General features: G+C 67.2%; 18 protein-coding genes. 7 read left to right on the top strand and 11 right to left on the bottom strand.

Annotated elements, in window-relative coordinates:
• Positions 1 to 927 (top strand): ROK family protein, encoded by a 927-nt coding sequence (locus V9L21_RS15725; RefSeq protein ID WP_337313366.1) that lies wholly within the window; start codon positions 1 to 3, stop codon positions 925 to 927.
• 49 nt (positions 928 to 976) lie between these two features.
• On the opposite strand, the gene V9L21_RS15720 is transcribed toward V9L21_RS15725, so the two are convergent.
• Positions 977 to 2503 carry an aminotransferase-like domain-containing protein gene (locus tag V9L21_RS15720; RefSeq protein ID WP_337313543.1) on the bottom strand — a complete coding sequence of 509 codons (1527 nt, stop codon included), beginning with the start codon at positions 2501 to 2503 and terminating at the stop codon, positions 977 to 979.
• 174 nt (positions 2504 to 2677) lie between these two features.
• Between V9L21_RS15720 and V9L21_RS15715 the strand changes: the two genes are divergently transcribed.
• On the top strand, positions 2678 to 3022 hold the full coding sequence (locus V9L21_RS15715; RefSeq protein WP_337313364.1) for a hypothetical protein: 345 nt from the start codon (positions 2678 to 2680) through the stop codon (positions 3020 to 3022).
• 12 nt (positions 3023 to 3034) lie between these two features.
• Here V9L21_RS15715 and otsA read toward each other — a convergent pair whose 3' ends face one another.
• The 4 genes from otsA to V9L21_RS15695 form a co-directional block, all read right to left on the bottom strand.
• Positions 3035 to 4420 (bottom strand): alpha,alpha-trehalose-phosphate synthase (UDP-forming), encoded by a 1386-nt coding sequence (otsA, locus tag V9L21_RS15710; protein WP_157612093.1) that lies wholly within the window; start codon positions 4418 to 4420, stop codon positions 3035 to 3037.
• A gap of 73 nt (positions 4421 to 4493) precedes the next feature.
• Positions 4494 to 6416, bottom strand: a complete 1923-nt coding sequence (locus tag V9L21_RS15705; protein WP_258504097.1) for a glycoside hydrolase family 15 protein — start codon at positions 6414 to 6416, stop codon at positions 4494 to 4496.
• The gene (otsB, locus tag V9L21_RS15700; RefSeq protein ID WP_443304978.1) at positions 6413 to 7207 is read right to left on the bottom strand and encodes a trehalose-phosphatase; all 795 of its coding nucleotides are present in this window, start codon (positions 7205 to 7207) and stop codon (positions 6413 to 6415) included. The genes V9L21_RS15705 and otsB overlap by 4 nt, the downstream gene beginning before the upstream one ends.
• A gap of 99 nt (positions 7208 to 7306) precedes the next feature.
• Positions 7307 to 8566, bottom strand: coding sequence for a multifunctional CCA addition/repair protein (locus V9L21_RS15695; RefSeq protein WP_337313358.1), 1260 nt, complete (start codon positions 8564 to 8566; stop codon positions 7307 to 7309).
• Positions 8567 to 8726: 160 nt separating this feature from the next.
• Between V9L21_RS15695 and V9L21_RS15690 the strand changes: the two genes are divergently transcribed.
• Positions 8727 to 9452 (top strand): OmpW/AlkL family protein, encoded by a 726-nt coding sequence (locus tag V9L21_RS15690; protein WP_337313356.1) that lies wholly within the window; start codon positions 8727 to 8729, stop codon positions 9450 to 9452.
• Between the two features lie 21 nt (positions 9453 to 9473).
• Here the strand turns inward: V9L21_RS15690 and V9L21_RS15685 are convergent, their stop codons facing one another.
• The 3 genes from V9L21_RS15685 to V9L21_RS15675 form a co-directional block, all read right to left on the bottom strand.
• On the bottom strand, positions 9474 to 10157 hold the full coding sequence (locus V9L21_RS15685; RefSeq protein ID WP_337313354.1) for a glutathione S-transferase family protein: 684 nt from the start codon (positions 10155 to 10157) through the stop codon (positions 9474 to 9476).
• A 120-nt stretch (positions 10158 to 10277) separates the two neighbouring features.
• Positions 10278 to 10841 carry an MgtC/SapB family protein gene (locus V9L21_RS15680; protein ID WP_337313352.1) on the bottom strand — a complete coding sequence of 188 codons (564 nt, stop codon included), beginning with the start codon at positions 10839 to 10841 and terminating at the stop codon, positions 10278 to 10280.
• A gap of 1 nt (position 10842) precedes the next feature.
• Positions 10843 to 12846, bottom strand: a complete 2004-nt coding sequence (locus V9L21_RS15675) for a lytic transglycosylase domain-containing protein (protein WP_337313350.1) — start codon at positions 12844 to 12846, stop codon at positions 10843 to 10845.
• A gap of 36 nt (positions 12847 to 12882) precedes the next feature.
• Between V9L21_RS15675 and V9L21_RS15670 the strand changes: the two genes are divergently transcribed.
• Positions 12883 to 13500 carry a 5-formyltetrahydrofolate cyclo-ligase gene (locus V9L21_RS15670; protein ID WP_337313348.1) on the top strand — a complete coding sequence of 206 codons (618 nt, stop codon included), beginning with the start codon at positions 12883 to 12885 and terminating at the stop codon, positions 13498 to 13500.
• A 108-nt stretch (positions 13501 to 13608) separates the two neighbouring features.
• Here V9L21_RS15670 and V9L21_RS15665 read toward each other — a convergent pair whose 3' ends face one another.
• On the bottom strand, positions 13609 to 14592 hold the full coding sequence (locus V9L21_RS15665; RefSeq protein WP_157612102.1) for a LysR substrate-binding domain-containing protein: 984 nt from the start codon (positions 14590 to 14592) through the stop codon (positions 13609 to 13611).
• A 165-nt stretch (positions 14593 to 14757) separates the two neighbouring features.
• On the opposite strand from V9L21_RS15665, the gene V9L21_RS15660 reads away from it, so the two are divergent.
• Entirely contained in the window at positions 14758 to 15078 is a 321-nt protein-coding gene (locus V9L21_RS15660; protein WP_337313346.1) for a DUF2917 domain-containing protein, read from the top strand.
• Positions 15079 to 15128: 50 nt separating this feature from the next.
• Here V9L21_RS15660 and V9L21_RS15655 read toward each other — a convergent pair whose 3' ends face one another.
• Entirely contained in the window at positions 15129 to 15533 is a 405-nt protein-coding gene (locus V9L21_RS15655; RefSeq protein WP_337313344.1) for a BLUF domain-containing protein, read from the bottom strand.
• Between the two features lie 90 nt (positions 15534 to 15623).
• Between V9L21_RS15655 and V9L21_RS15650 the strand changes: the two genes are divergently transcribed.
• A complete protein-coding gene (locus V9L21_RS15650) occupies positions 15624 to 16394 on the top strand; it encodes a Crp/Fnr family transcriptional regulator (protein ID WP_337313343.1) in 771 nt (256 codons plus the stop codon).
• A 37-nt stretch (positions 16395 to 16431) separates the two neighbouring features.
• Here V9L21_RS15650 and V9L21_RS15645 read toward each other — a convergent pair whose 3' ends face one another.
• On the bottom strand, positions 16432 to 17319 hold the full coding sequence (locus V9L21_RS15645; protein ID WP_337313341.1) for a DUF6279 family lipoprotein: 888 nt from the start codon (positions 17317 to 17319) through the stop codon (positions 16432 to 16434).
• On the opposite strand from V9L21_RS15645, the gene glmU reads away from it, so the two are divergent.
• A complete protein-coding gene (gene glmU, locus V9L21_RS15640) occupies positions 17318 to 18748 on the top strand; it encodes a bifunctional UDP-N-acetylglucosamine diphosphorylase/glucosamine-1-phosphate N-acetyltransferase GlmU (protein ID WP_337313339.1) in 1431 nt (476 codons plus the stop codon). The genes V9L21_RS15645 and glmU overlap by 2 nt on opposite strands.
• Positions 18749 to 18751: the final 3 nt, after the last annotated feature.

Raw genomic sequence — 18751 nt, 5'->3', positions numbered from 1 at the left:
ATGAGAGCCTGCGTAGACATCGGCGGCACCAAGGTGGCCGTGAGCCTTTCCGCCTCGGGCGATGCGCCGCTGCTCGGCCGCCGCAGCGAACCGACTGCCAAGACCGGCGACAACGACGCCGTGGCCGTGCAGATCATGCGGATGATCGACGAGGCCTGCACCGAGCAGGGGATCGATATCGCCGCGATCGACCGCGTCGGCGTCTCGTCGACCGGCCCTTTCGAGCTGCGGGATGGCATGGTGGAACTGGCCACGCCCAACATCTGCGGCGGCATTGCCGGTCCGGCGCGCGGGCTGCCCAACAACTGGATGACGGCCATCATCGAAGCACCGCTGGCGCGGCGCTTCGGCAGCGTGCGGGTCGAGAACGACGCCGTGGCCGCGCTGGAGGCCGAACGCCAGTGGGGCGCGCTGCAAGGCCTGGACAATTGCGCCTACGTTACCTGGAGCACCGGCGTGGGCGTGGGCCTGTGCGTCGACGGACGCGCGCTGCGCGGCAAGAACGGCAATGCCGGCCACGCGGGTCACAGCTTTGTGGCGGACGATGCCAGCGGCGCGCTCTGCGGCTGCGGCAATCTCGGTGACGTGGAAGCGCTGGTGGCGGGCAACTCCATTGCGCGCCGCTTCGGGCAGCCCGCGCCCGACCTGTTTGCCGCTGCTTCGGCGGGTGAGCCGCATGCCATAAGCATCGTCGATGCGCTGTGCCGCGTGACGGGGCGCATGCTCTACAACCTGGTCGCGACGCTCGATCTGCAGCGCATCAGCCTGGGCGGCAGCGTGTTCTGGCACCACCGCGACTTTCTGCTGCCGCGGCTGCAGGCACAGGTTGACGGCAAGCTGCTGCCGCTCACGCGCGGCGTGACGCTGGTGCCCGCGGGGCTCGGCGAAAAGGTCGGCGACTACGCCGCCCTGGCGCTGCTCGACTGAGAAGGTGCGAATGAACCTGCTGCGCACCCCGATCTCGCACCTGCGGTCCTCACCGTACGCGAGTACGGTTCCGGTCCTCGACGCAAGCTCGGGGCGCTCGCGACGGTTCCTTCACACCTTCTGACGCCGGCGCACTGCGGCTCATCAGCGTCTCGACGATCTGGCCCAGGCGGCGCAGGCCCGAGTCGACCGCCTCGCCATACGGCCAGCCGCAGTTGATGCGCAGGTAATGGTCGAAGCGCGACGAGTTCGAGAACAGCGTGCCGGGCGCCACCACGATCCGCTCGGCCAGGGCCGCATCGAAAACCCGCGACGACGAAAGGCGCTCCGGCAGCTCGACCCACAGCTGCAGCCCGCCCGGTGGCAGGTTGATGCGGGTGCCCGCCGGAAAGTAGCCCGCAATCGCATCGGCCGTCTGCTCGCGCTGCGTCTTCAGGCAGGCGCGCAGGTGGCGCAGATGGCGGTCGTAGGCGCCGGTGCCCATGAAGAGGCCCGCCGCGCTTTGCGAAAGCCCTTCGTTGTTGCGCGTCTGCGCAAACTTGAGCATCTCTACCCGCGCCTGCCAGCGGCCGGCGGTGATCCAGCCGAGCCGCAGGCCGGGCGCCAGGATCTTGTGCAGCGAGGCGCAATAGATCACGTTGCCGCTGGTGTCCCAGGACTTGAGCGCGCGCGGCGGCGTTGGCGCGTCGACCAGTTCGCTGTAGGTGTCGTCTTCGATCAGCGGAATGGCGTGCCGCTCGCACAGCTGCGCGAGCCGTGCCTTGTGGGCATCGGGCATCACGCTGCCCAGCGGGTTCTGCAGGTGCGGCACCACCACCACGGCCTTGATGTTGTCGTAGGCGCCAATTGCGAGTTCCAGCGCCTCGATCGAGATGCCCGTTTGCGGGCTGGTCGGGATTTCGAGCGCGCGCATGCCCAGGCTCTCGAGCACCTGCAGCAAGCCGTAGAAGGTGGGCGACTCCACCGCCACCGTGTCGCCCGGCTGCGCGACGGCACGCAGCGCAAGGTTCAGCGCCTCGATACAGCCGTTGGTCACCAGGATGTCTTCCGGCGAGATCGTCATGCCCACCCGCACGCTGCGCTGCGCGAGCACTTCGCGGAACTGCCGATGGCCCTTCAGTTGCGCCGCCACCGTCAGCAGCTCGGGTTGCTGGCGCAGCACGCGCGTCATCGCGTTGCGCAAGGCCTCGGCCGGGTACAGCTGCGGTGCGCCGCGCGCAATCGAGAGATTGAGTTTTTCCGGAATCTGCCGGCGGCGTGCCACGAAGTCCGACACCTTGGCGTGAATGCCCACGTACTGGGCCGGATCCGGCGGCACGCCGGCCGCGGGCTCTTCCATGGGGGCAATGGCCAGCCGCTTGGGCCGCCGCACGAAGTAGCCCGAGCGGTCGCGCGCCTCGACCCAGCCGTCGCTCTCCATCGTGCGGCACAGCTGCAGCGCGGTCGAAAGGCTGATGTCGTGCAGGCGCATGAGGCTGCGCAGAGAAGGCAGCTTGTCGCCCTGCTTGAGCGAACCCGTGTGGATCGCGTCCACATAGCGTGCTGCAAGCTGGCGGTAGAGCGGTAGCGAATCCATGGCGTCGATGCTCTCCCTGTCGCGCGTCTGAAAACAGATGCAGATGCGAAGAAAAACGACCATAACAGATGCACCTGGGCAGCCGCTGTTCCGGTGCGAATCGCCTTGGCGTGTGCCTGTTTTCCGGGCGCCCGAATTCCTACGATGACCGCACCAACTCCAGAAGGTGCGCCCATGTCTCCCCTCACGCTCGATAGATTGCCCGATACCCTCGTGCTGCTCCCTGGGCAGGCCCTGCGTGCCTCGCTCGATCCCGCGGCCTGGATCGAAATGCAGGAAGGCTGCGCCCAGCTCGTGTCGCCGCCGTCATGGTTCGGCGACACGGTGTTCACCGCGAAGACCGTGCTGAACGAAGGCGACGTGCATCGCCTGGAGCGCGGCGGCTGGATCGAACTCTCGGCGCTCACCCCGGTGCGGCTGCGCGTGCATGCACCGCGGCAGGCGGCGGTTGCGCCGCCCTCCCGGCCCGCGGAGGCGCGGCCGGTGATGCGGCTGGTGCGGCTCCTGACCGGAACCTAGCCGCCCGGCCTCTTACCGCTGGCTCGCGGCTTCGCGCAGCGCATCGAGAAAGCTGCGCCGCCACCAGTGAATGTCTTGCTCTCGGATGCGCGACAGCAGCTTCTGGTGCCGTTCGCGCCGCTCCTCAAGCGGCATCTGGAGCGCCTGCTGCACGGTTTCGGCCGTGCCGTGCGTGTCGTAGGGGTTCACCAGCAGCGCTTCCTTCAGCTGCTCGGCCGCGCCGGCAAAGCGCGAGAGCACCAGCACACCGGGGTCCGCCGGGTCCTGCGCGGCGATGTATTCCTTGGCCACCAGGTTCATGCCGTCGCGCAGCGGCGTGACCAGCCCCACCGCGGCCGCGCGGCAGAGCCCCGGCACGCGCTTGCGCGCCACCATGCGGTGGATGTAGCGCACCGGCATCCAGTCGAGCTCGCCGTAGTCGCCATTGATGGCACCGCACAGCGATTCGAGCTCGCGCCGAATGTCGCCATAGGCATCGACCGTTTCGCGCGTGGGCGAGGCAATCTGGATCAGCGTGGCGCTGCGGCGGTTCTCGGGGTAGTTGGCAAGCAGCTCGCGGAAGGCGCGCACCCGCTGCGGAATGCCCTTGGAGTAGTCGAGCCGGTCGATGCCCAGCAGCAGCCGCCGCTGCGAGTATTCGCGCTTCATGGTCTCGAACATGTCCCGCGACTCCTTGGCATGCGTGAGCGCCGCGAACTCGTCGACGTCGATGCCGATGGGGAAGGCGCTGCAGCGCACCGTCTGGCCGTAGGCGCGGTACATGTCGTCGCCCAGGTATTCGCCATGCGCCTCGTTGCGCACGTAGTGCTCGAAATGCTGCACGTCCTGCTGCGCCTGGAAGCCGATCAGGTCGTAGGAGAACAGCGAGCGCATGAGCCACTCGTGCTGCGGAACGGCCGCAATGATGATCTGCGGCGGCAGCGGAATGTGCAGGAAGAAGCCGATGCGCTGCGTGCAGCCCATGGCGCGCAACTCGGCCGCGAGCGGCATCAGGTGGTAGTCATGGATCCAGATGATGTCGTCGGGCTTGAGCATCGGCATCAGCTTGCGCGCGAACAATTGGTTCACGCGCCGGTAGCCGCCGATGAAGCCGGCTTCGAAGTGGGCAAGGTCGAGCCGGTTGTGGAACACCGGCCACAGCACGTCGTTGCTGTAGCCCAGGTAGAAGCTGTCGTGGTCCTCGCGGCTCAGGTCGATGGTGGCGAGCGTGACCTTGCCGGCCTGCTGCATGTGCAGCTCGCCTTCACCCGTGGGGCCGTCTTCCACGATCTGCCCGCTCCAGCCGAACCACAGGCCGCCGCTTTGCTGCAGGCTTTCGCCGAGCGCAACGGCCAGGCCGCCCGCGGCGGGCTTGCGTGGGTCCGCCACGCGATTCGAAACAACAACCAGACGACTCATTGGTGCACCCCTGGCGCTGCGCGCCTCCCCGCCAGGCGGGGGCGAGCTTGCTTGGAGCGGTCCTGCGCGGCGCTCATATGCACGAATCCCAAGGCGCCGACAGCCGAACCGCCGCGTTGATGATGCCGACCATCGAATACGTCTGGGGGAAGTTGCCCCACATCTCGCCCGTGACCGGATGCGTGTCTTCCGAGAGCAGGCCGAGCGGATTGCGCGCCGCCAGCATGGTCTCGAAGATCTGGCGGGCCTCGGCCTTGCGGCCGATCTTGGCCAGCGCGTCGATGCGCCAGAAGGTGCAGATGTTGAATGCGGTCTCGGGTTTGCCGAAGTCGTCGGCCGCTTCGTAGCGGCGCATGTAGGGGCCGTCGCACAGCGACTTTTCCATGGCGTCGACGGTGGAAATGAAGCGCGGGTCGCGCGCGTCGATCAGACCCACCTCGACCATCAGCAGAATGCTGGCGTCCAGCTCGTGGCCGCCAAAGCTCTCGGCAAAGGCCTGGCGCTCCTCACACCACGACTTGGCCAGGATTTCTTCCTTCATGCGCGCGGCATGGCCGTGCCAGTACGCGGCACGCTCGGGCAGTTCCAGCGCACGCGCGATCTTGGCCAGCCGGTCGCAGGCGGCCCAGCTCATCAGTGCCGAGCTGGTGTGCACGCGGGCGCGGGTGCGAAGCTCCCACATGCCGGCGTCCGGCGTGCCATAGACGCGAATCGCCTGCTCGCCGACCGCTTCAAGGTGCGGAAACTCGGCCACGCCCGCGCGTGCGAGCAGCCGGTGGTCGTGAAAGGCCTGCGCGGCGCCGAGCACGATGTTGCCGTAGACGTCGTGCTGGAAGTGCTCCTGCGCCTGGTTGCCCACGCGGACGGGGCCCATGCCGCGGTAGCCCGCGAGGTTCTCGACCATCGACTCCGGCAGTTCGCGCTCCAGCCCGATGCCGTAGAGCGGCTGGATGTGCTCGCCGTGCGAGCCAATCACCACGTTGCCCAGCCAGCGCAGGTAGTCTTCCATGGTGCCGACTTCGCTCAGCGAATTGAGCGCCCGCACCACGAAGAAGGCATCGCGCAGCCAGCAGTAGCGGTAGTCCCAGTTGCGCTGGCTGCCCGGCGCCTCGGGAATGCTCGTGGTCATGGCCGCCACGATGGCGCCGGTGTCTTCGTAGAGCGATAGCTTGAGCGTGATGGCGGCGCGGATCACCGCGTCCTGGTACTCGAACGGAATGGCCAGCCGCTTGCTCCAGGTGCGCCAGTAGGCAATGGTTTCCTGCTCGAAGCTGCGCGCCGTGTCGGCAATGCCGTCGAGCAGGGTTTCGTCGACGCCGAACATGAAGTTGTATTCGCGCGAGATCACGAAAGGCTGGCGCGAAAGAATGTGCGAAATCGATGCGTCGGTGTTGAGCCGCAGCGTGAGGTCAGGCCCCACGTAGCGGATGTGGTTGCTGCCGCGCGTAACTTCCACCGGCGCCGAGGCACCCCACTGGAACCGCGGGTCGAGCGCCACGCGGATGCGCGGCGCGCCGGCAATCGGCCGTACGCGGCGCACCAGCATCAACGGACGGAAGTAGCGCGATCGGCTGTAGAAGCGCGGCGCAAAGTCGGTGATCTCGATGCCCTGGCCCGCGCTGTCGAACAGCTGAGTGCGCAGCACCGCGGTATTGGGTTCGTACCACTGCTTGCTGGAGGCGAAATCCTCGATCTCGATGGCCCAGGCGCCGGCGTCTTCGCCGGGGTGCAGCAGGGCGTTGAACACCGGGTCTCCATCGAAGCGCGGCAGGCAGCACCACACGGCGCGCCCGCGTGCGTCGATGAGCGCGCTGTAGGCGCAGTTTCCAATCACGCCGACATTGAGCGAAGGCTCGGCCGGCGGCCCGAAGCCGCGCGGAACCGCCGAAGCCGCGGCACGCGGATCGACCGGCGCCCGGTCGTCGGGCCCGGCGGCGCCGGCAAGCGAAATGCCCGCACGGTCTTCAGGTGCCTTGGGCAGTTGCAGTTCGCTCATCCAGCACTCCTCGGGTTTTCATCTTTCTTGTGTTCCGGCGCAGCCAGTTGATCGCGCAACTGCACCAGCCATTCGTACACCGCCCGCGGCGATTCGAGCCGGTGCAGCGCCAGGCTCGGGCCCGAGCCCACCTTGATGCCGATGCCGCCACGCGGCTGCACCACCGCAAAGCCGCTCTCGTCGGTGGTGTCATCGCCCGCAAAGACCGGCGTGCGTCCGGCGAACGGGGGCTCGTTCATGAAGGCCTCGATCGCAATGCCCTTGTTGATGCCCGTTGGCTTGACCTCGAACACGAACTTGCCGTGCAGGAGCTCGAGTTGCGGTCGGCCCGTAATGGCGCGCGTCATGGCGTCGCGGCACACGGCCTCGAGCTGCGGCGCGAGCCGGTAGTGCAGTGCAATGGCCGCGTGCTTGCGCTCGACCAGCAGGCCTTCGTGCACGCGCGCCAGTTCATTGGCAATATCGAGAATGGGCACCAGGTCGGGGGCGTGCTGCTCCTGCATGCGGCCCTTCGAGTCGCGCCGCTGCACGCCGTGTTCGCCAGCCGCCGGCAGCCGCAGCGGCGCAAGAAAGCGGTCGATGGCGTCGATCTGGCGGCCCGACACCACGGCCAGGGCGCCGCCGAGCTGGTCGCGCAGGTTCTCGAGCAGTGCCACCAGCGCGGGAGGAACTTCGACAGCCTCGGGAGTGGGCGCAAGTGCGACCAGCGTGCCGTCGAAGTCGAGAAAAAGAGCTGAATCTCGCCCCAACGGAGGGGGCAGTTGTGAGGGCACTTGTGAGGACATTGGCATCGCCGAAAACCATAACACGGGCATAGCAATTCCCGTGTCGGCCAAAGTCGGACGTATGCCCGCGGCGGCGGCGCTTCAGCCAGACATTCAGCCAGACATTCAGCCCGGCAACGCGGCCACGGCCTCCACGCGTGCGCGATGGATCGCCTCTCCGATCTGCGGACCCGTGGCGCCCGACTGCTGAGCCGTGCGTGCCACCGCGTCGGTGGCCACGCCGGCCGCCGCGCGAAGCACCCCCAGCAGCCGCTCGCGCTGGGGGTAGGGGTGGTTTTCGAACCCCAGCCGGCCGCGCGAGTCGCACTCGCAAGCCAGCAGCACCTCGGCAAAGCGCGCGGGCTTGCGGAACGCATCGCAGCGCTCCAGCAGGCGCACCAGCTCGGGTGCATCGAGTTCGCCGCTGGCGTGGATGTTGCCGTGCTCGCGCGCCACCACTTCGGCCAGTTCGCGAATGTCGACCGGCACGCGCCAGCGGTCGCACACCGCGTGCAGCAGTTCGGCGCTGCGCTTCTCGTGGCCGGCATGGCGCGGCAACAGGCCGGGTTCGGTCGTGCCCTTGCCAAGGTCATGCATCAGGCAGGCAAAGCGCACCGCCAGCGGCGCCTTCAGCCTGGCGCTGGTGTCGAGGACCATCATCAGGTGCACGCCGGTGTCTACCTCGGGGTGATGCTCCGCGGACTGCGGCACGCCCCAGAGCCTGTCGACTTCGGGCAGCAGCACGGCCAGCGCGCCGCAGCCTCGCAGCACGTCGAACATGCGCGAGGGGCGCGTTTCCATCAGGCCGCGGGCAAGCTCCTGCCAGACGCGCTCGGCCACCAGTGCATCGGTTTCGCCGGCCTCGACCATTTCGCGCATCAGGGCCATGGTTTCAGGTGCGACCGAAAAGTTGTCGAAGCGCGCCGCAAAGCGCGCCACCCGCAGGATGCGCACCGGGTCTTCGCGGAAGGCATCGGTCACATGCCGCAGCAGCCGTTGTTCTAGGTCGCGCCGGCCATGGAAGGGGTCGGCCAGCTTGTCGGCGTCGGGCTCGAAGCTTCCGTCGGGCTGCACCCACTCTGCGGGCATTGCAATGGCGTTGACCGTGAGGTCGCGCCGCGCCAGGTCTTGCTCCAGGGTGACGTCTGGCGACGCATGCACGGTGAAGCCGCGGTAGCCGGGAGCGCTTTTGCGCTCGGTGCGGGCCAGCGCATATTCCTCGCGGGTCTGTGGGTGCAGGAACACCGGAAAGTCGCGCCCCACGGGCAGGTAGCCGCGCGACGTCATTTCTTCGGGTGTGGCGCCCACCACCAGCCAGTCATGGTCGGACACCGGCCGCCCGAGCAGCCGGTCACGCAGCGCGCCACCGACGAGATACGTTTTCATGCGCCCCAGTGTAGGGATATCCATACTCCAAAAAATAGAACGACCGTTCGATAATTTTCCGGCAAATCAAAGGAACGTTCGCCGATTTGCCCGAAAGGCAGCCGCTGTTCCAGCAGCTGCCACGTGCCACGAACATTAAAACCAAAGGAGCAATCTCAGCATGAAGAAAACAATGTTTGCGCTGGCGGCAATGAGCGCAATGGCGTCAGGTGGCGCTTGGGCGCAGAACGCCGGGGACTGGGTCATCGGCGCAGGCTGGCTTCGGATGTCGCCGCAGGACTCGAGCAAGCCGCTCACGTTCACGGCGCCGGTGCGCAGCGTGGTGCCCGGTTCGGGCGCGTCGGTGAGCGATGCGGACACGCTGGGCCTGAGCGCGGTTTATTTCGTCGACAGCCACTGGGCCGTGGAGGGTGTGCTGGGCATTCCGCCAAAGTTCAAGCTCGACGGCGAAGGCACGCTGGCCCGCATCGGCGAGCTGGGCGAAGCGCGGCAATGGAGCCCGACGATTCTTGGCAAGTACTACTTCAACGAAGGCAGCAGTGCCTTCCGTCCGTTCGTGGGCCTGGGCGCCACCTATGTCTGGTACAGCGACGTCAAGCTCACGCCGGGCCTGCAGGGCGCCCTGGGCAGCCAGGTACGGCAGCCGCCGCTTTCCACCTCGACCACCGCCAAGCTCGACAGTTCGTTCGCACCCGTGCTCAATGCCGGTGTGGCCTACCAGTTCGACAAGAACTGGGGCGTGTCGTTCTCGGTGTCCTACATTCCGCTGAAGACCAAGGCCAAGCTCACCACCACGTCGATCACAGGCCTGCCGGTGGCCACCAGCGAAGCCAGGCTCAAGCTCAATCCGATCGTGACCTACCTCGCGGTGACCTACCGCTTCTAGAGCTCACCCGCAAAGAGCGGCTCAGCGCGCCTTGCGGTACGGCTCTTCGAACTGCAGGAAGTCTTTCTCGGCCAAGGCGTCGTCGATCCACGCCTTGACGCCGGGCAGGGCCTGCACACGCTCGATGTAGGCCGAGATGACCGGCGGCACCGGCAGCCCGTAGGTCTTGATGCGCGTGCCCACGGGTGCGAAGTAGGCATCGGCATTGCTGAATTCGCCGAACAGCATCGGGCCGCCATGGGCACTGAGCAGGTCGGTCCACATCTGCACGATGCGGTCGACCTCGCCCTGAAGGCCGGGGTTGTCCTTCAGCAGCCGTGCGCCGACATCGGCCAGCGACGCCTCGATGTTCATGACGCAGAGGCTGCGAAGATTTCCGAAGCCCGAGTGCATTTCGGCGCAGATGCTGCGCGCGCGGGCCCGGTCGGCCGCGGCGCGGGGCCACAGCTGCTTTTCGGGAAAGGTCTCGGCCAGGTATTCGGCAATGGCCAGCGTGTCCCACACCACCAGGTCGCCGTCGACCAGCACCGGCACCTTGGCAACGGGGTTCAGCGAACCGATGGTTTTCTTGAACTGCGAACCGGCTTCGAACGAATCGAAGCGCACCTTCACTTCCTCGAACGGAATGCCGGCCTGCTTCATGAGCACCCAGGGCCGCATGGACCAGGACGAGTAGTTCTTGTTGCCGATGTAGAGCTTGCGCATCGCGTTGTGATCCTGCAGTTCAGATGAAAGAAAACCTTCAATGCTAGCGGGGCCGTGCGCGCCGATTGATGCTGAAGCGCAGGCGAATTGATGCGTGCGGCGCGCCGGGCCGTTCTCTTTTCAGCGCGGTGGCGTGTCTTCGGGGGAGGCGATCACGCGGGACGCCTCGCCGTTCTTGCCTTCGTCGCGCGGCGGGCCGACAAGGCGCTCGATCAGGTTTACCAGGCGCGGCACCAGCGCGAGCACGGCCAGCGCCAGCAGCGCGCTCAAGACCGCGGTCACTTCGCGGCCGAGCCCGCAGGCCATGCCGATGGCGGCGGTCATCCACAGGCCGGCGGCGGTGGTGAGGCCTTGCACCTGGTGCTCGTCCTTGCCCTGCTTGAGGATGGTGCCGGCGCAAAGAAAGCCCACGCCCGCCACCAGGCCCTGGATCACCCGGCTCATGTCGGCCGGAACAATGCCGGTCTGCTGCGGAATGAGCACGAACAGCGCCGAGCCGATGGCCACCAGCATGTGGGTGCGCACGCCGGCCGCCTTGCCCTGCTGCTCCCGCTCGAAGCCGAGCATGAAGCCGATGACCGCGGCGAGCATCAGGCGAACCACGATGCGCGTGAGCTGGGCGACGTCGCCCACGTCCGAGAACTCGGCCGCAACGGTGTCGAGTACCTGGTCGCCCCAGCTCATGTCAGGGGAGGTCCTTGTTGGGTTCGGGTTCGGAGGCATCGCGCGGGCCCACCCGGCCCAGGCGCTCTTTCAGCGATTGCGGGCGCCCGCTGATCAGCGCGGCGTAGTTGGTGGTGTTGGCCAGCACCTTCTTCACGTAGTCGCGCGTTTCGTTGAAGGGCACGTTCTCGGCCCAGATCGCGGCCTCCATCACCGGGCCGTTGCGCCAGTTGCGCGGCCGGCCGGGGCCGGCGTTGTAGGCCGCGGCGGCCAGCGCCATGGAGCCGTCGAAATCGTCGAGCGCCAGCTTCAGGTAGTTGGTGCCGATGGTGATGTTGGTCTCGCGGTCGTTGATCTGCCCCGGCGTGAAGTCGTTCATGCCGATCTTGCGGGCGGTCCAGCGGGCCGTGGCGGGCATGACCTGCATGAGGCCCGAGGCACCCACGCCCGAGCGCGCGTCCATGATGAAGCGGCTTTCCTGGCGGATCAACCCGTAGACGTAGGCCGGATCGAGACCGATGTCCTGGCTCTTGCGCAGCACCGTGTCGTGGAAAGGCATGGGAAAGCGCTGCTCCGCGTCGATCACGCCCTTGGTGCGCTCGCTGGTGTTGATGCAGCGGTCCCACACTTCGCGCTGGCAGGCGAGGTCGGCCGCGGCCAGCAGTGCGCGGTCGTCCATGCCGCCCTTGTCGTGCAGGTTGGTGGCGTAGTTCCATTCGCGCGTGCCCTCGGGGCGCAGGCCGATGGCAATGGCGTAGAGGGCGCGGCTGAGCGAGGGGTTGCTGCGCGCGGCGTTCTTCTCTTCGGGGGTGAGGGGCGCCGGGCGCGTTGGCGTCACGGTGCGCTGGCCGAGTTCTTCGAGCGCCAGCATTTCGTAGAAGCCGCGCGTGCCGGCAATGCTCTGGTAGAGCTCGCGCGCCTGGGCGCGGCGCTCGTCGCCGCCTGCCGCGCTGAGCGCACGCGCCTTCCAGTAGACCCAGGTGGGCTCCAGTTGGGCGGTTTCGCTCATGGCGTTGATGGCGGGCGCCACCTCTTTCCACTGGCCGTTGCGCAGCGCGGCGCGCACGCGCCAGCCGAGCATGTCGTCGGACAGGTCGCTGTTCTTGGTGACGTTGGCGAAGTAGCTGCCGGCCATGGGCGAGAGCTTGCTTGCCGCCTGCCGGCCGATGGTGCCCCAGAGCCAGTTGCGCTCTTCGGCGGAAAGCATCGGGCCCCACTTGCTGTCGAGCTGGGTGGCGGCCTGTTCGGGGTCGGCCATGGCGATCTTGATGAGCGCCAGGACCACCAGCTCCTTGCGCGACTTGGCGGCCACGAAGGCGCGGCCCGCCAGGAACTTGGCCGCGCTGGCGTTCAGCTCTTCGAAGAGCGGCAGTGCATCGGGCGCGGCAATGGTCACCGCCCCGCGCGCGGCCTGCGGGCGGTTGGCTTCCATGGCCAGGCGGGCTTTCTTCCAGACGTCGTTGGTCGAGATCAGTCGGGCCGCGACCATGCGGTCGGCGGCGGTGAGGCAGCCGTCGTCAGCCTCTTTTTGGCCGAACCAGTTGCGGCGCACCTCGTCGGCCTGCGCCTGGGTGGCCGTGCCGGAGCGCAAGGCGTCGACCAGCACCGCATAGCAGCGCACCTGCGCGTCGTCGCCCATGCGGAAGCCAGCTATGGCGGCGGAAAAACCGTCCCAGTCGCGTCGCTGGCCCAGCAGCAGCAGCCAGTCGTTGCGCAGGCGGTCTTCCTGGTAGGTGCCGGGGTATCGTGCGAAGAAGTCTTGCACCTCGTTCGGCGTGGCTTCCTGCAGGCGGGCCTTGAGCTCCCAATAGGCGGCCCAGGGTTCGAGCGCATGGCCGCGCGCCTGGGGCAGCAGGGCGGCAAGGCGGCCCTTGTCTCCGCGCTGGAAGGCCTGCTTCATCTGGATGAGCACGTCGTCGTTGCTGTTGGCCTGCGCGGCCGCGGGCTGCTGCGAAAACAGTGCGGCGGCTGCCAAAACAGCGGAAAAAACGAGTGCGGGCGTTGCGCGGCGCGGGCGGTGGCGCATGGATGCCAAAATGCTTGGGAACTGCATCGGGGGATTATGGACAAGTCAAAGGATGCCGACACCTCGGCGACCGTGAGTTTTCTCAAGGATCAGCTGCGAAAAGCGCTGATCGAGCAGCGCCTGGCCATGCCCGACCGCCTTGCCAGGGCCGACCTTCTGCAGCGGGTCATGCGGATCTGGCTGGTCGGCCGGCCCGACACCGTGATTGGCGCCTACTGGCCGATCAAGGGCGAGTTCGATCCGCTGCCCGCATTGCACCGCTGGAAGGAAGACGGCGAACTCATCGACGAGCCGCAGCGCCGCCGCATCGGGCTGCCGGTGATGAACAAGGTGCACAAGACGCTGACCTTCCATGCCTGGTACCCGGGTTGCCAGATGGAGGAAGACGCCTACGGCATTCCCAAGCCCAAGGACACCGAGCTCATCGTGCCCACGCTGCTGTTCGTGCCCTGCGTGGGCTACAGCGCCGGCGGCTACCGGCTGGGCTACGGCGGCGGCTTTTACGACCGCACGCTGGCCGCGCTGGAGCCGCGCCCGTTCACGGTGGGGCTGGGCTTTACCAACGGCTTTCTCGACGAATACGAGCCCGAGGCGCATGACCTGCCGCTGGACGCGATCCTCAACGACAACGGCGTCGTCTGGCCAGTCATCTGACTCTCCCCCAGGCTGCGCGCACTTCGTGTCGCTACGCCAACCCCCTCGCCGGGGGCAACACCAGCGGCCCGGCAAAGCCGGTTCCGCGGTGTTCCTGGAATGGTCGCATCAGTCGATGTTGTCGACAGTGTCTGGATCGGGCACTTCGCCGATGGTCTCGCGCGTGGTGATGGCCTGTGCCTGGAGCCAATCCCAGAAAGCCCTGATTTCCGGCCGCAGCGCATTGCGCGGCCCTGCAATGAGCCAGTAGCCCATCGGCGAATCCATGCGGTGCTGCGGCAGCACCTCCACCAGGTCGCCATTGGCCAGGCTTTCCGCAATGAGCGAGCTGCGCGCCAGCGTGACGCCCTGGCCGGTGAGCGCGGCCTGCACCATCTGATAGGCGTAGTTGAAGTAGAGCCAGCGCTTGGGCTGCGCCCTCTCGAGGCCGTTGACTTCGAACCAGCGCCGCCAGGTCAGCCATTCGAGGTGCGTGCGGTGCGCGTCGCCGGCCTCGATGAGCGTAAAGCCGGCAATGTCGGCCGGCGTCTTGATGGGCGGGCTGCTCTTCAGCAGCCAGGGGCTCGCCACGGGCGTCAGGGTTTCGCCAAAGAGGCGTACCGCCGTGGCCGGCATGGCCTCGCGCGGGCCATAGCGCAGGGCAATGTCCACGTCGGCCACTTCCAGGTCGACCGCCACGTCGCTCGCGTCGATGCGGATGTCGATTTCGGGGTTGTCGCGCTGAAAGGCCTCCAGCCGCGGAATGAGCCACATCGATGCGAAAGACGCAAAAGTGGTGAGCGACACGCTCTTGCGCCCTGCGCTCTGGCGAATCTGCCGCACGGCGGTATCGATGCGCGGCAGCGATTGCTGCACCGCCAGCAGCAGCTGCGCCCCGGCGCTCGTGAGCTCCACCGCCCGCGTATGGCGCAGGAACAGCGCCACGCCCACTTCCTCCTCCAGCGACTGGATCTGGCGGCTGACCGCCGACTGGGTAAGCGCCATTTCTTCCGCCGCGGCGCGAAAGTTCAGGTGCCGCGCCACGGCTTCGAAGGCGCGCAGGTGCCCGGCCGAGATGGGGCGGGAGCGCAGATGGGTTTGGGAGTGCTGCATGGACGGGGGCGTGGAGGGCATCTGGCGATTGATGCGGATTCGGAATCAGTAGGCTACTTCGTTTTCATTGGACTGCCAACAGGGCAAGAACGATCATTCATTCCCGAACTGCGCCATTGCCTCCATCCGTGTCATCGCAGTTCGGCAAGCCCAAGGAGTTTCATCATGTCCACCGCCGTCTGCACCAACGAATCGCTCGCTTCCCTGTCGTCTGCCCGTAACGCTTCCGCCGTTCCCCCGGCCGTGCGCCGCGGTGCCTGGCAAATTGCCCCCGGCGAGGCAATGAGCCTGAAGGCGCGGTCGGCCAGCGTGCTGCGCGTGAAGCAGGGCCGGGTGTGGATCACGCCGGACGCCACCTCGGCCATGGCCAGCGAAGACCTGGTGCTGGCCCCCGGCGAGTCGCTGAACGTGGCCGCCGGCCAGCGCATCGTCATGGAAGCGTGGGATGGCTACGGTGCCACCTACTCGTGGGATCCTGCGGCCTGAACGGTCGACTCCCCACGGCGGAAAGGCGGCTTCGGCCGCCTTTTTCGTTTTCAGCCGTTGATGTCGAAACTGGAGCGCAGCGCCAGGAAGTGCTTCAGGGCGGCTTCGCCTTCCAGTGCGTGCACCCCGGCCATGAGGTGCGGCCCTTCACTTTCGGCCAGGCCCAGGCCAAAGCCCGAATAACGGCGGGCGGCCAGGGCGCCCTGGTAAACCACCCGCACGTCGGTGTGCCGCGAATCCTGGTCGATGCGCTGCATCAGCGTTTTCACGGCTTCGGGCGGGCCTTCGAGGTGCTGGCAGAAGCGCATGCCGTCAAAAACCAGGAGGCCGGTGATCTCGTGTTGCGCATTGCGTGCACGGGCCTGGGTCACTATGGCGCCGACCGTGGCGGGTGGCAGGTCTTGCTTGAGCACGCTGCAATAAAAAATCTCGAAAAGCGACGTTTCTTCTGTCATGCGAACGGGTGTGAAAAACGTGCGAAGTTTATGAAGCCCCGGCACACGCCGAAATGTAAAAAGACACAGGTAAAAAGCCTATAGTGGCGCGTGAAATTCGAGGACCATTCACCCCCTGCCTTGCCGCCGCAGGGGGCCAATCCCTGCGACGACTGTGCGTTGCGCAAGCTCGAGGCTTTCTTGCCGGCTTCGGCGGAAGAGCTCAAGACCATCGAGTCTTTCCGGGTCGGCGCCCGCCGTGTTCCGGCCGGTGGCGCCATCGTCGAAGAGCACCGGCCAAGCGCCCAACTGTTCACCCTTTATTCGGGTTGGGCGTTTCGCTACAAGACCCTGAGCGACGGCCGCCGCCAGATCCTGAGTTTTCTGCTGCCCGGCGATTTCATCGGCCTGCAAGATGAATTTGCCGACGGCCAGACGCACGGCGTGGAGGCCGTGACCGACACCACGCTGTGCGCCTTCTCGCGCGACCGGCTCTGGGAACTGTTCCATGCCCAGCCCAAGCTGGGCTACGACATCACCTGGCTGGCCGCCCGCGAGGAAAAAATCGTGGACGACAACCTGGTGACCGCCGGCCGCCGCAATGCGAGTGAACGGGTCGCCATGCTGCTGATGCACCTGTACCGGCGGGCCGAGCGCGTGGGCATGGTGCGCGACGGCTGGGTGGAGTTTCCGTTCAACCAGCAGCACCTGGCCGATGCGCTCGGGCTCTCGCTGGTGCACACCAACAAGACGCTGCGCAAGCTGCAGGGGCTGGGGCTCTACAAGCTAGATGCGGGCTGGCTGCGCATTCTCGAGCCGCATGCGCTCGAAACGCTGGGCGACTATTTCGAACGCCCGATGCGGCCCACGCCCCTGATCTGACCGCGCGGCGCCTTGCGGCATCTTGCGGCAGGGCAGTTCAGCGCGCGGCCACCAGTTGCCGAAGATCGTCCTGGTAGGCCTGCAGCCGCCGAACGGCCTGCTCTCGCTGGCTGGCGCTGGTGGCGTTGTGAAGGGCCGCCAGGTTGCGGCAGCCTTCCTGCAGAAGTGCCTGCTGGTGATCGCGCCAGGGCCCGGGCGGCGGATCGGCAATGCGCACCACGTAGGCATGGATGGCCGCGCGCGCTTCGGCCGGCGGCGGCTTGGCCGCGTTGAAGCCGCGCAGCAGCGCCAGTGCCTCCTGTTGCCGCTGGCGGCGCTCGGCGCCGGCCAGCCGCGGATCGAACACCGACTGCGCCACTTGCTGCCGCACCAGCTCGCGCTGCTCGGGCGTCAGCCGGCCGTAGAAATCTTCGAGGCGATCGAGAAACTTTTCGTAGCGCTTTTCCTGCACTTCGGCGGGGCTGCGGTCGAGCCATTCCTTGCGGTACTCGGCATTGTTCTTTGCATACTTGCGCTCGAGCTGCTGCAGTTGCGCCTCGGTCAGGCTCAGGGCCAGCTCGGTGCCGGCAGGTTCCGCACGCTCGGTTACCGCCAGCAGGCGCTCGCGGATCTGGTCCGCCATGCGGCAGGCCTGGGCTGCGGTCACGTCGCGCGGGGCCAGGGCCTGCGCTTCCTGCAGCACGCCGAGCACCCGGGGCAACTCGTTCTGCCGGTGCCAGCTCAGCAGTTGCGCGAGCTCGTCGCGCACCTTGGGCGTTTGCGAACCGTCGAAATCCAGGTACGCGTCGAGCCACCAATAGCTCAGTTCGGGCAGGTTGTTGTAGGCCAGCTTGATCGTGCTGCACGCGCCCAGCGCGGCGGCCACGAGCAGCACGCCGATAATTCGCGCCAACTTGGCGCAACGCATTCGGGTAGAAAGAAGCATGAATCAGATTCCGCAAGACAACCAGGGACCGGTCGACGTGGTCATCATGGCGGCCGGCAAAGGCACGCGCATGAAGAGCAGGCTGCCCAAAGTGTTGCATCGTTTGGCCGGGCGTGCACTGCTCGCGCATGTGACCGGCACAGCCGCGCGCATCGGTGCCCGCCATGTGGTGGTGGTGACCGGCCACGGCGCGGCCGAGGTCGAGGCGGCGATGTCCTCCGGCAACGGGGTTGGCACCGCGCTGCAGTTTGCGCGGCAGGAGCCGCAGCTTGGCACCGGCCACGCGGTGCAGCAGGCGGTTCCGCTCCTGCCTGAAGACGGCACGGTGCTGGTGCTGTCGGGCGACGTGCCGCTGATCGGCGAGGAAACGCTGCGCGCGCTGATTGCCGCGAGCGCCGGCCAGCGGCTCGCGCTGCTGACCATCGAGTTCGACGACCCGACGGGCTATGGGCGCATCGTCCGCGCGGAAGGCCGGGAAGGCGAGGTCACGGCCATCGTCGAGCACAAGGACGCCACCGAGGCACAGCGCGAAATTCGCGAAATCTACAGCGGCATGATGGCCGTGCCCGCCGCCCTGCTCAAGGGCTGGCTGGCCCGCCTGGACAACCGCAACGCCCAGGGCGAGTACTACCTCACCGACATCGTCAAGCTGGCCGCCGCCGACGGCGTGCCGGTGGTCGCGCATGTTACGGCCGACGCGCTCCAGGTGGCCGGCATCAACAGCCCCGCGCAGCTGGCGGCGCTCGAGCGTGCCTGGCAGCTGCGGCAGGCCGAGGCGCTCATGGCCCAGGGCGTGCGGCTCGCCGATCCGGCGCGGTTCGACCTGCGCGGCACGTTGGCTTGCGAGGCCGACGTCGAGATCGACGTCAACTGCGTGTTCGAAGGCTCGGTGTTCCTGGGCGAGGGTGTGCGCATTGGCGCCAACTGCGTGATTGCCAATGCGCGCATCGAGGCGGGCGCGGTGATCCACCCGTTCACCCACATCGAAGGCGAGAAAGCCGGCGTAACCGTCGGAGAAAGGTCGCTCATCGGCCCGTTCGCACGGCTGCGGCCCGGTGCTCAACTGGGGGCCGAAGTGCACATCGGCAACTTCGTCGAGGTCAAGAACTCGACCCTGGCCGATGGTGCCAAGGCCAACCACCTGGCCTATCTTGGCGACGCCACGGTGGGCCAGCGCGTCAACTACGGCGCGGGTAGCATCACCGCCAACTACGACGGCGCCAACAAGCACCGCACCGTCATCGAGGACGACGTGCACGTGGGCAGCAACTGCGTGCTGGTGGCCCCGGTCACCATTGGTGCGGGCGGCACCATCGGGGGCGGGTCGACCGTGAACAAATCGACCGAGCCGGGCGCCCTTACCGTGGCGCGGAGCAAGCCGGTGAGCTTTCCCAACTGGAAGCGCCCGCAGAAGAAGCCCAAGGCCTGAAGA

This window comes from Variovorax sp. CCNWLW235 (assembly GCF_037204085.1).
Classification (GTDB): domain Bacteria; phylum Pseudomonadota; class Gammaproteobacteria; order Burkholderiales; family Burkholderiaceae_C; genus Variovorax.
This window is presented reverse-complemented; position numbering and strand designations above follow the sequence as displayed.

Coding starts and splice junctions, on each gene's coding strand:
- V9L21_RS15725 (WP_337313366.1), top strand. CDS start 1: ATGAGAGCCTGCGTAGACATCGGCGGCACCAAGGTGGCCGTGAGCCTT.
- V9L21_RS15720 (WP_337313543.1), bottom strand. CDS start 2,503: ATGGATTCGCTACCGCTCTACCGCCAGCTTGCAGCACGCTATGTGGAC.
- V9L21_RS15715 (WP_337313364.1), top strand. CDS start 2,678: ATGTCTCCCCTCACGCTCGATAGATTGCCCGATACCCTCGTGCTGCTC.
- otsA (WP_157612093.1), bottom strand. CDS start 4,420: ATGAGTCGTCTGGTTGTTGTTTCGAATCGCGTGGCGGACCCACGCAAG.
- V9L21_RS15705 (WP_258504097.1), bottom strand. CDS start 6,416: ATGAGCGAACTGCAACTGCCCAAGGCACCTGAAGACCGTGCGGGCATT.
- otsB (WP_443304978.1), bottom strand. CDS start 7,207: ATGCCAATGTCCTCACAAGTGCCCTCACAACTGCCCCCTCCGTTGGGG.
- V9L21_RS15695 (WP_337313358.1), bottom strand. CDS start 8,566: ATGAAAACGTATCTCGTCGGTGGCGCGCTGCGTGACCGGCTGCTCGGG.
- V9L21_RS15690 (WP_337313356.1), top strand. CDS start 8,727: ATGAAGAAAACAATGTTTGCGCTGGCGGCAATGAGCGCAATGGCGTCA.
- V9L21_RS15685 (WP_337313354.1), bottom strand. CDS start 10,157: ATGCGCAAGCTCTACATCGGCAACAAGAACTACTCGTCCTGGTCCATG.
- V9L21_RS15680 (WP_337313352.1), bottom strand. CDS start 10,841: ATGAGCTGGGGCGACCAGGTACTCGACACCGTTGCGGCCGAGTTCTCG.
- V9L21_RS15675 (WP_337313350.1), bottom strand. CDS start 12,846: ATGCGCCACCGCCCGCGCCGCGCAACGCCCGCACTCGTTTTTTCCGCT.
- V9L21_RS15670 (WP_337313348.1), top strand. CDS start 12,883: ATGGACAAGTCAAAGGATGCCGACACCTCGGCGACCGTGAGTTTTCTC.
- V9L21_RS15665 (WP_157612102.1), bottom strand. CDS start 14,592: ATGCAGCACTCCCAAACCCATCTGCGCTCCCGCCCCATCTCGGCCGGG.
- V9L21_RS15660 (WP_337313346.1), top strand. CDS start 14,758: ATGTCCACCGCCGTCTGCACCAACGAATCGCTCGCTTCCCTGTCGTCT.
- V9L21_RS15655 (WP_337313344.1), bottom strand. CDS start 15,533: ATGACAGAAGAAACGTCGCTTTTCGAGATTTTTTATTGCAGCGTGCTC.
- glmU (WP_337313339.1), top strand. CDS start 17,318: ATGAATCAGATTCCGCAAGACAACCAGGGACCGGTCGACGTGGTCATC.
- V9L21_RS15645 (WP_337313341.1), bottom strand. CDS start 17,319: ATGCTTCTTTCTACCCGAATGCGTTGCGCCAAGTTGGCGCGAATTATC.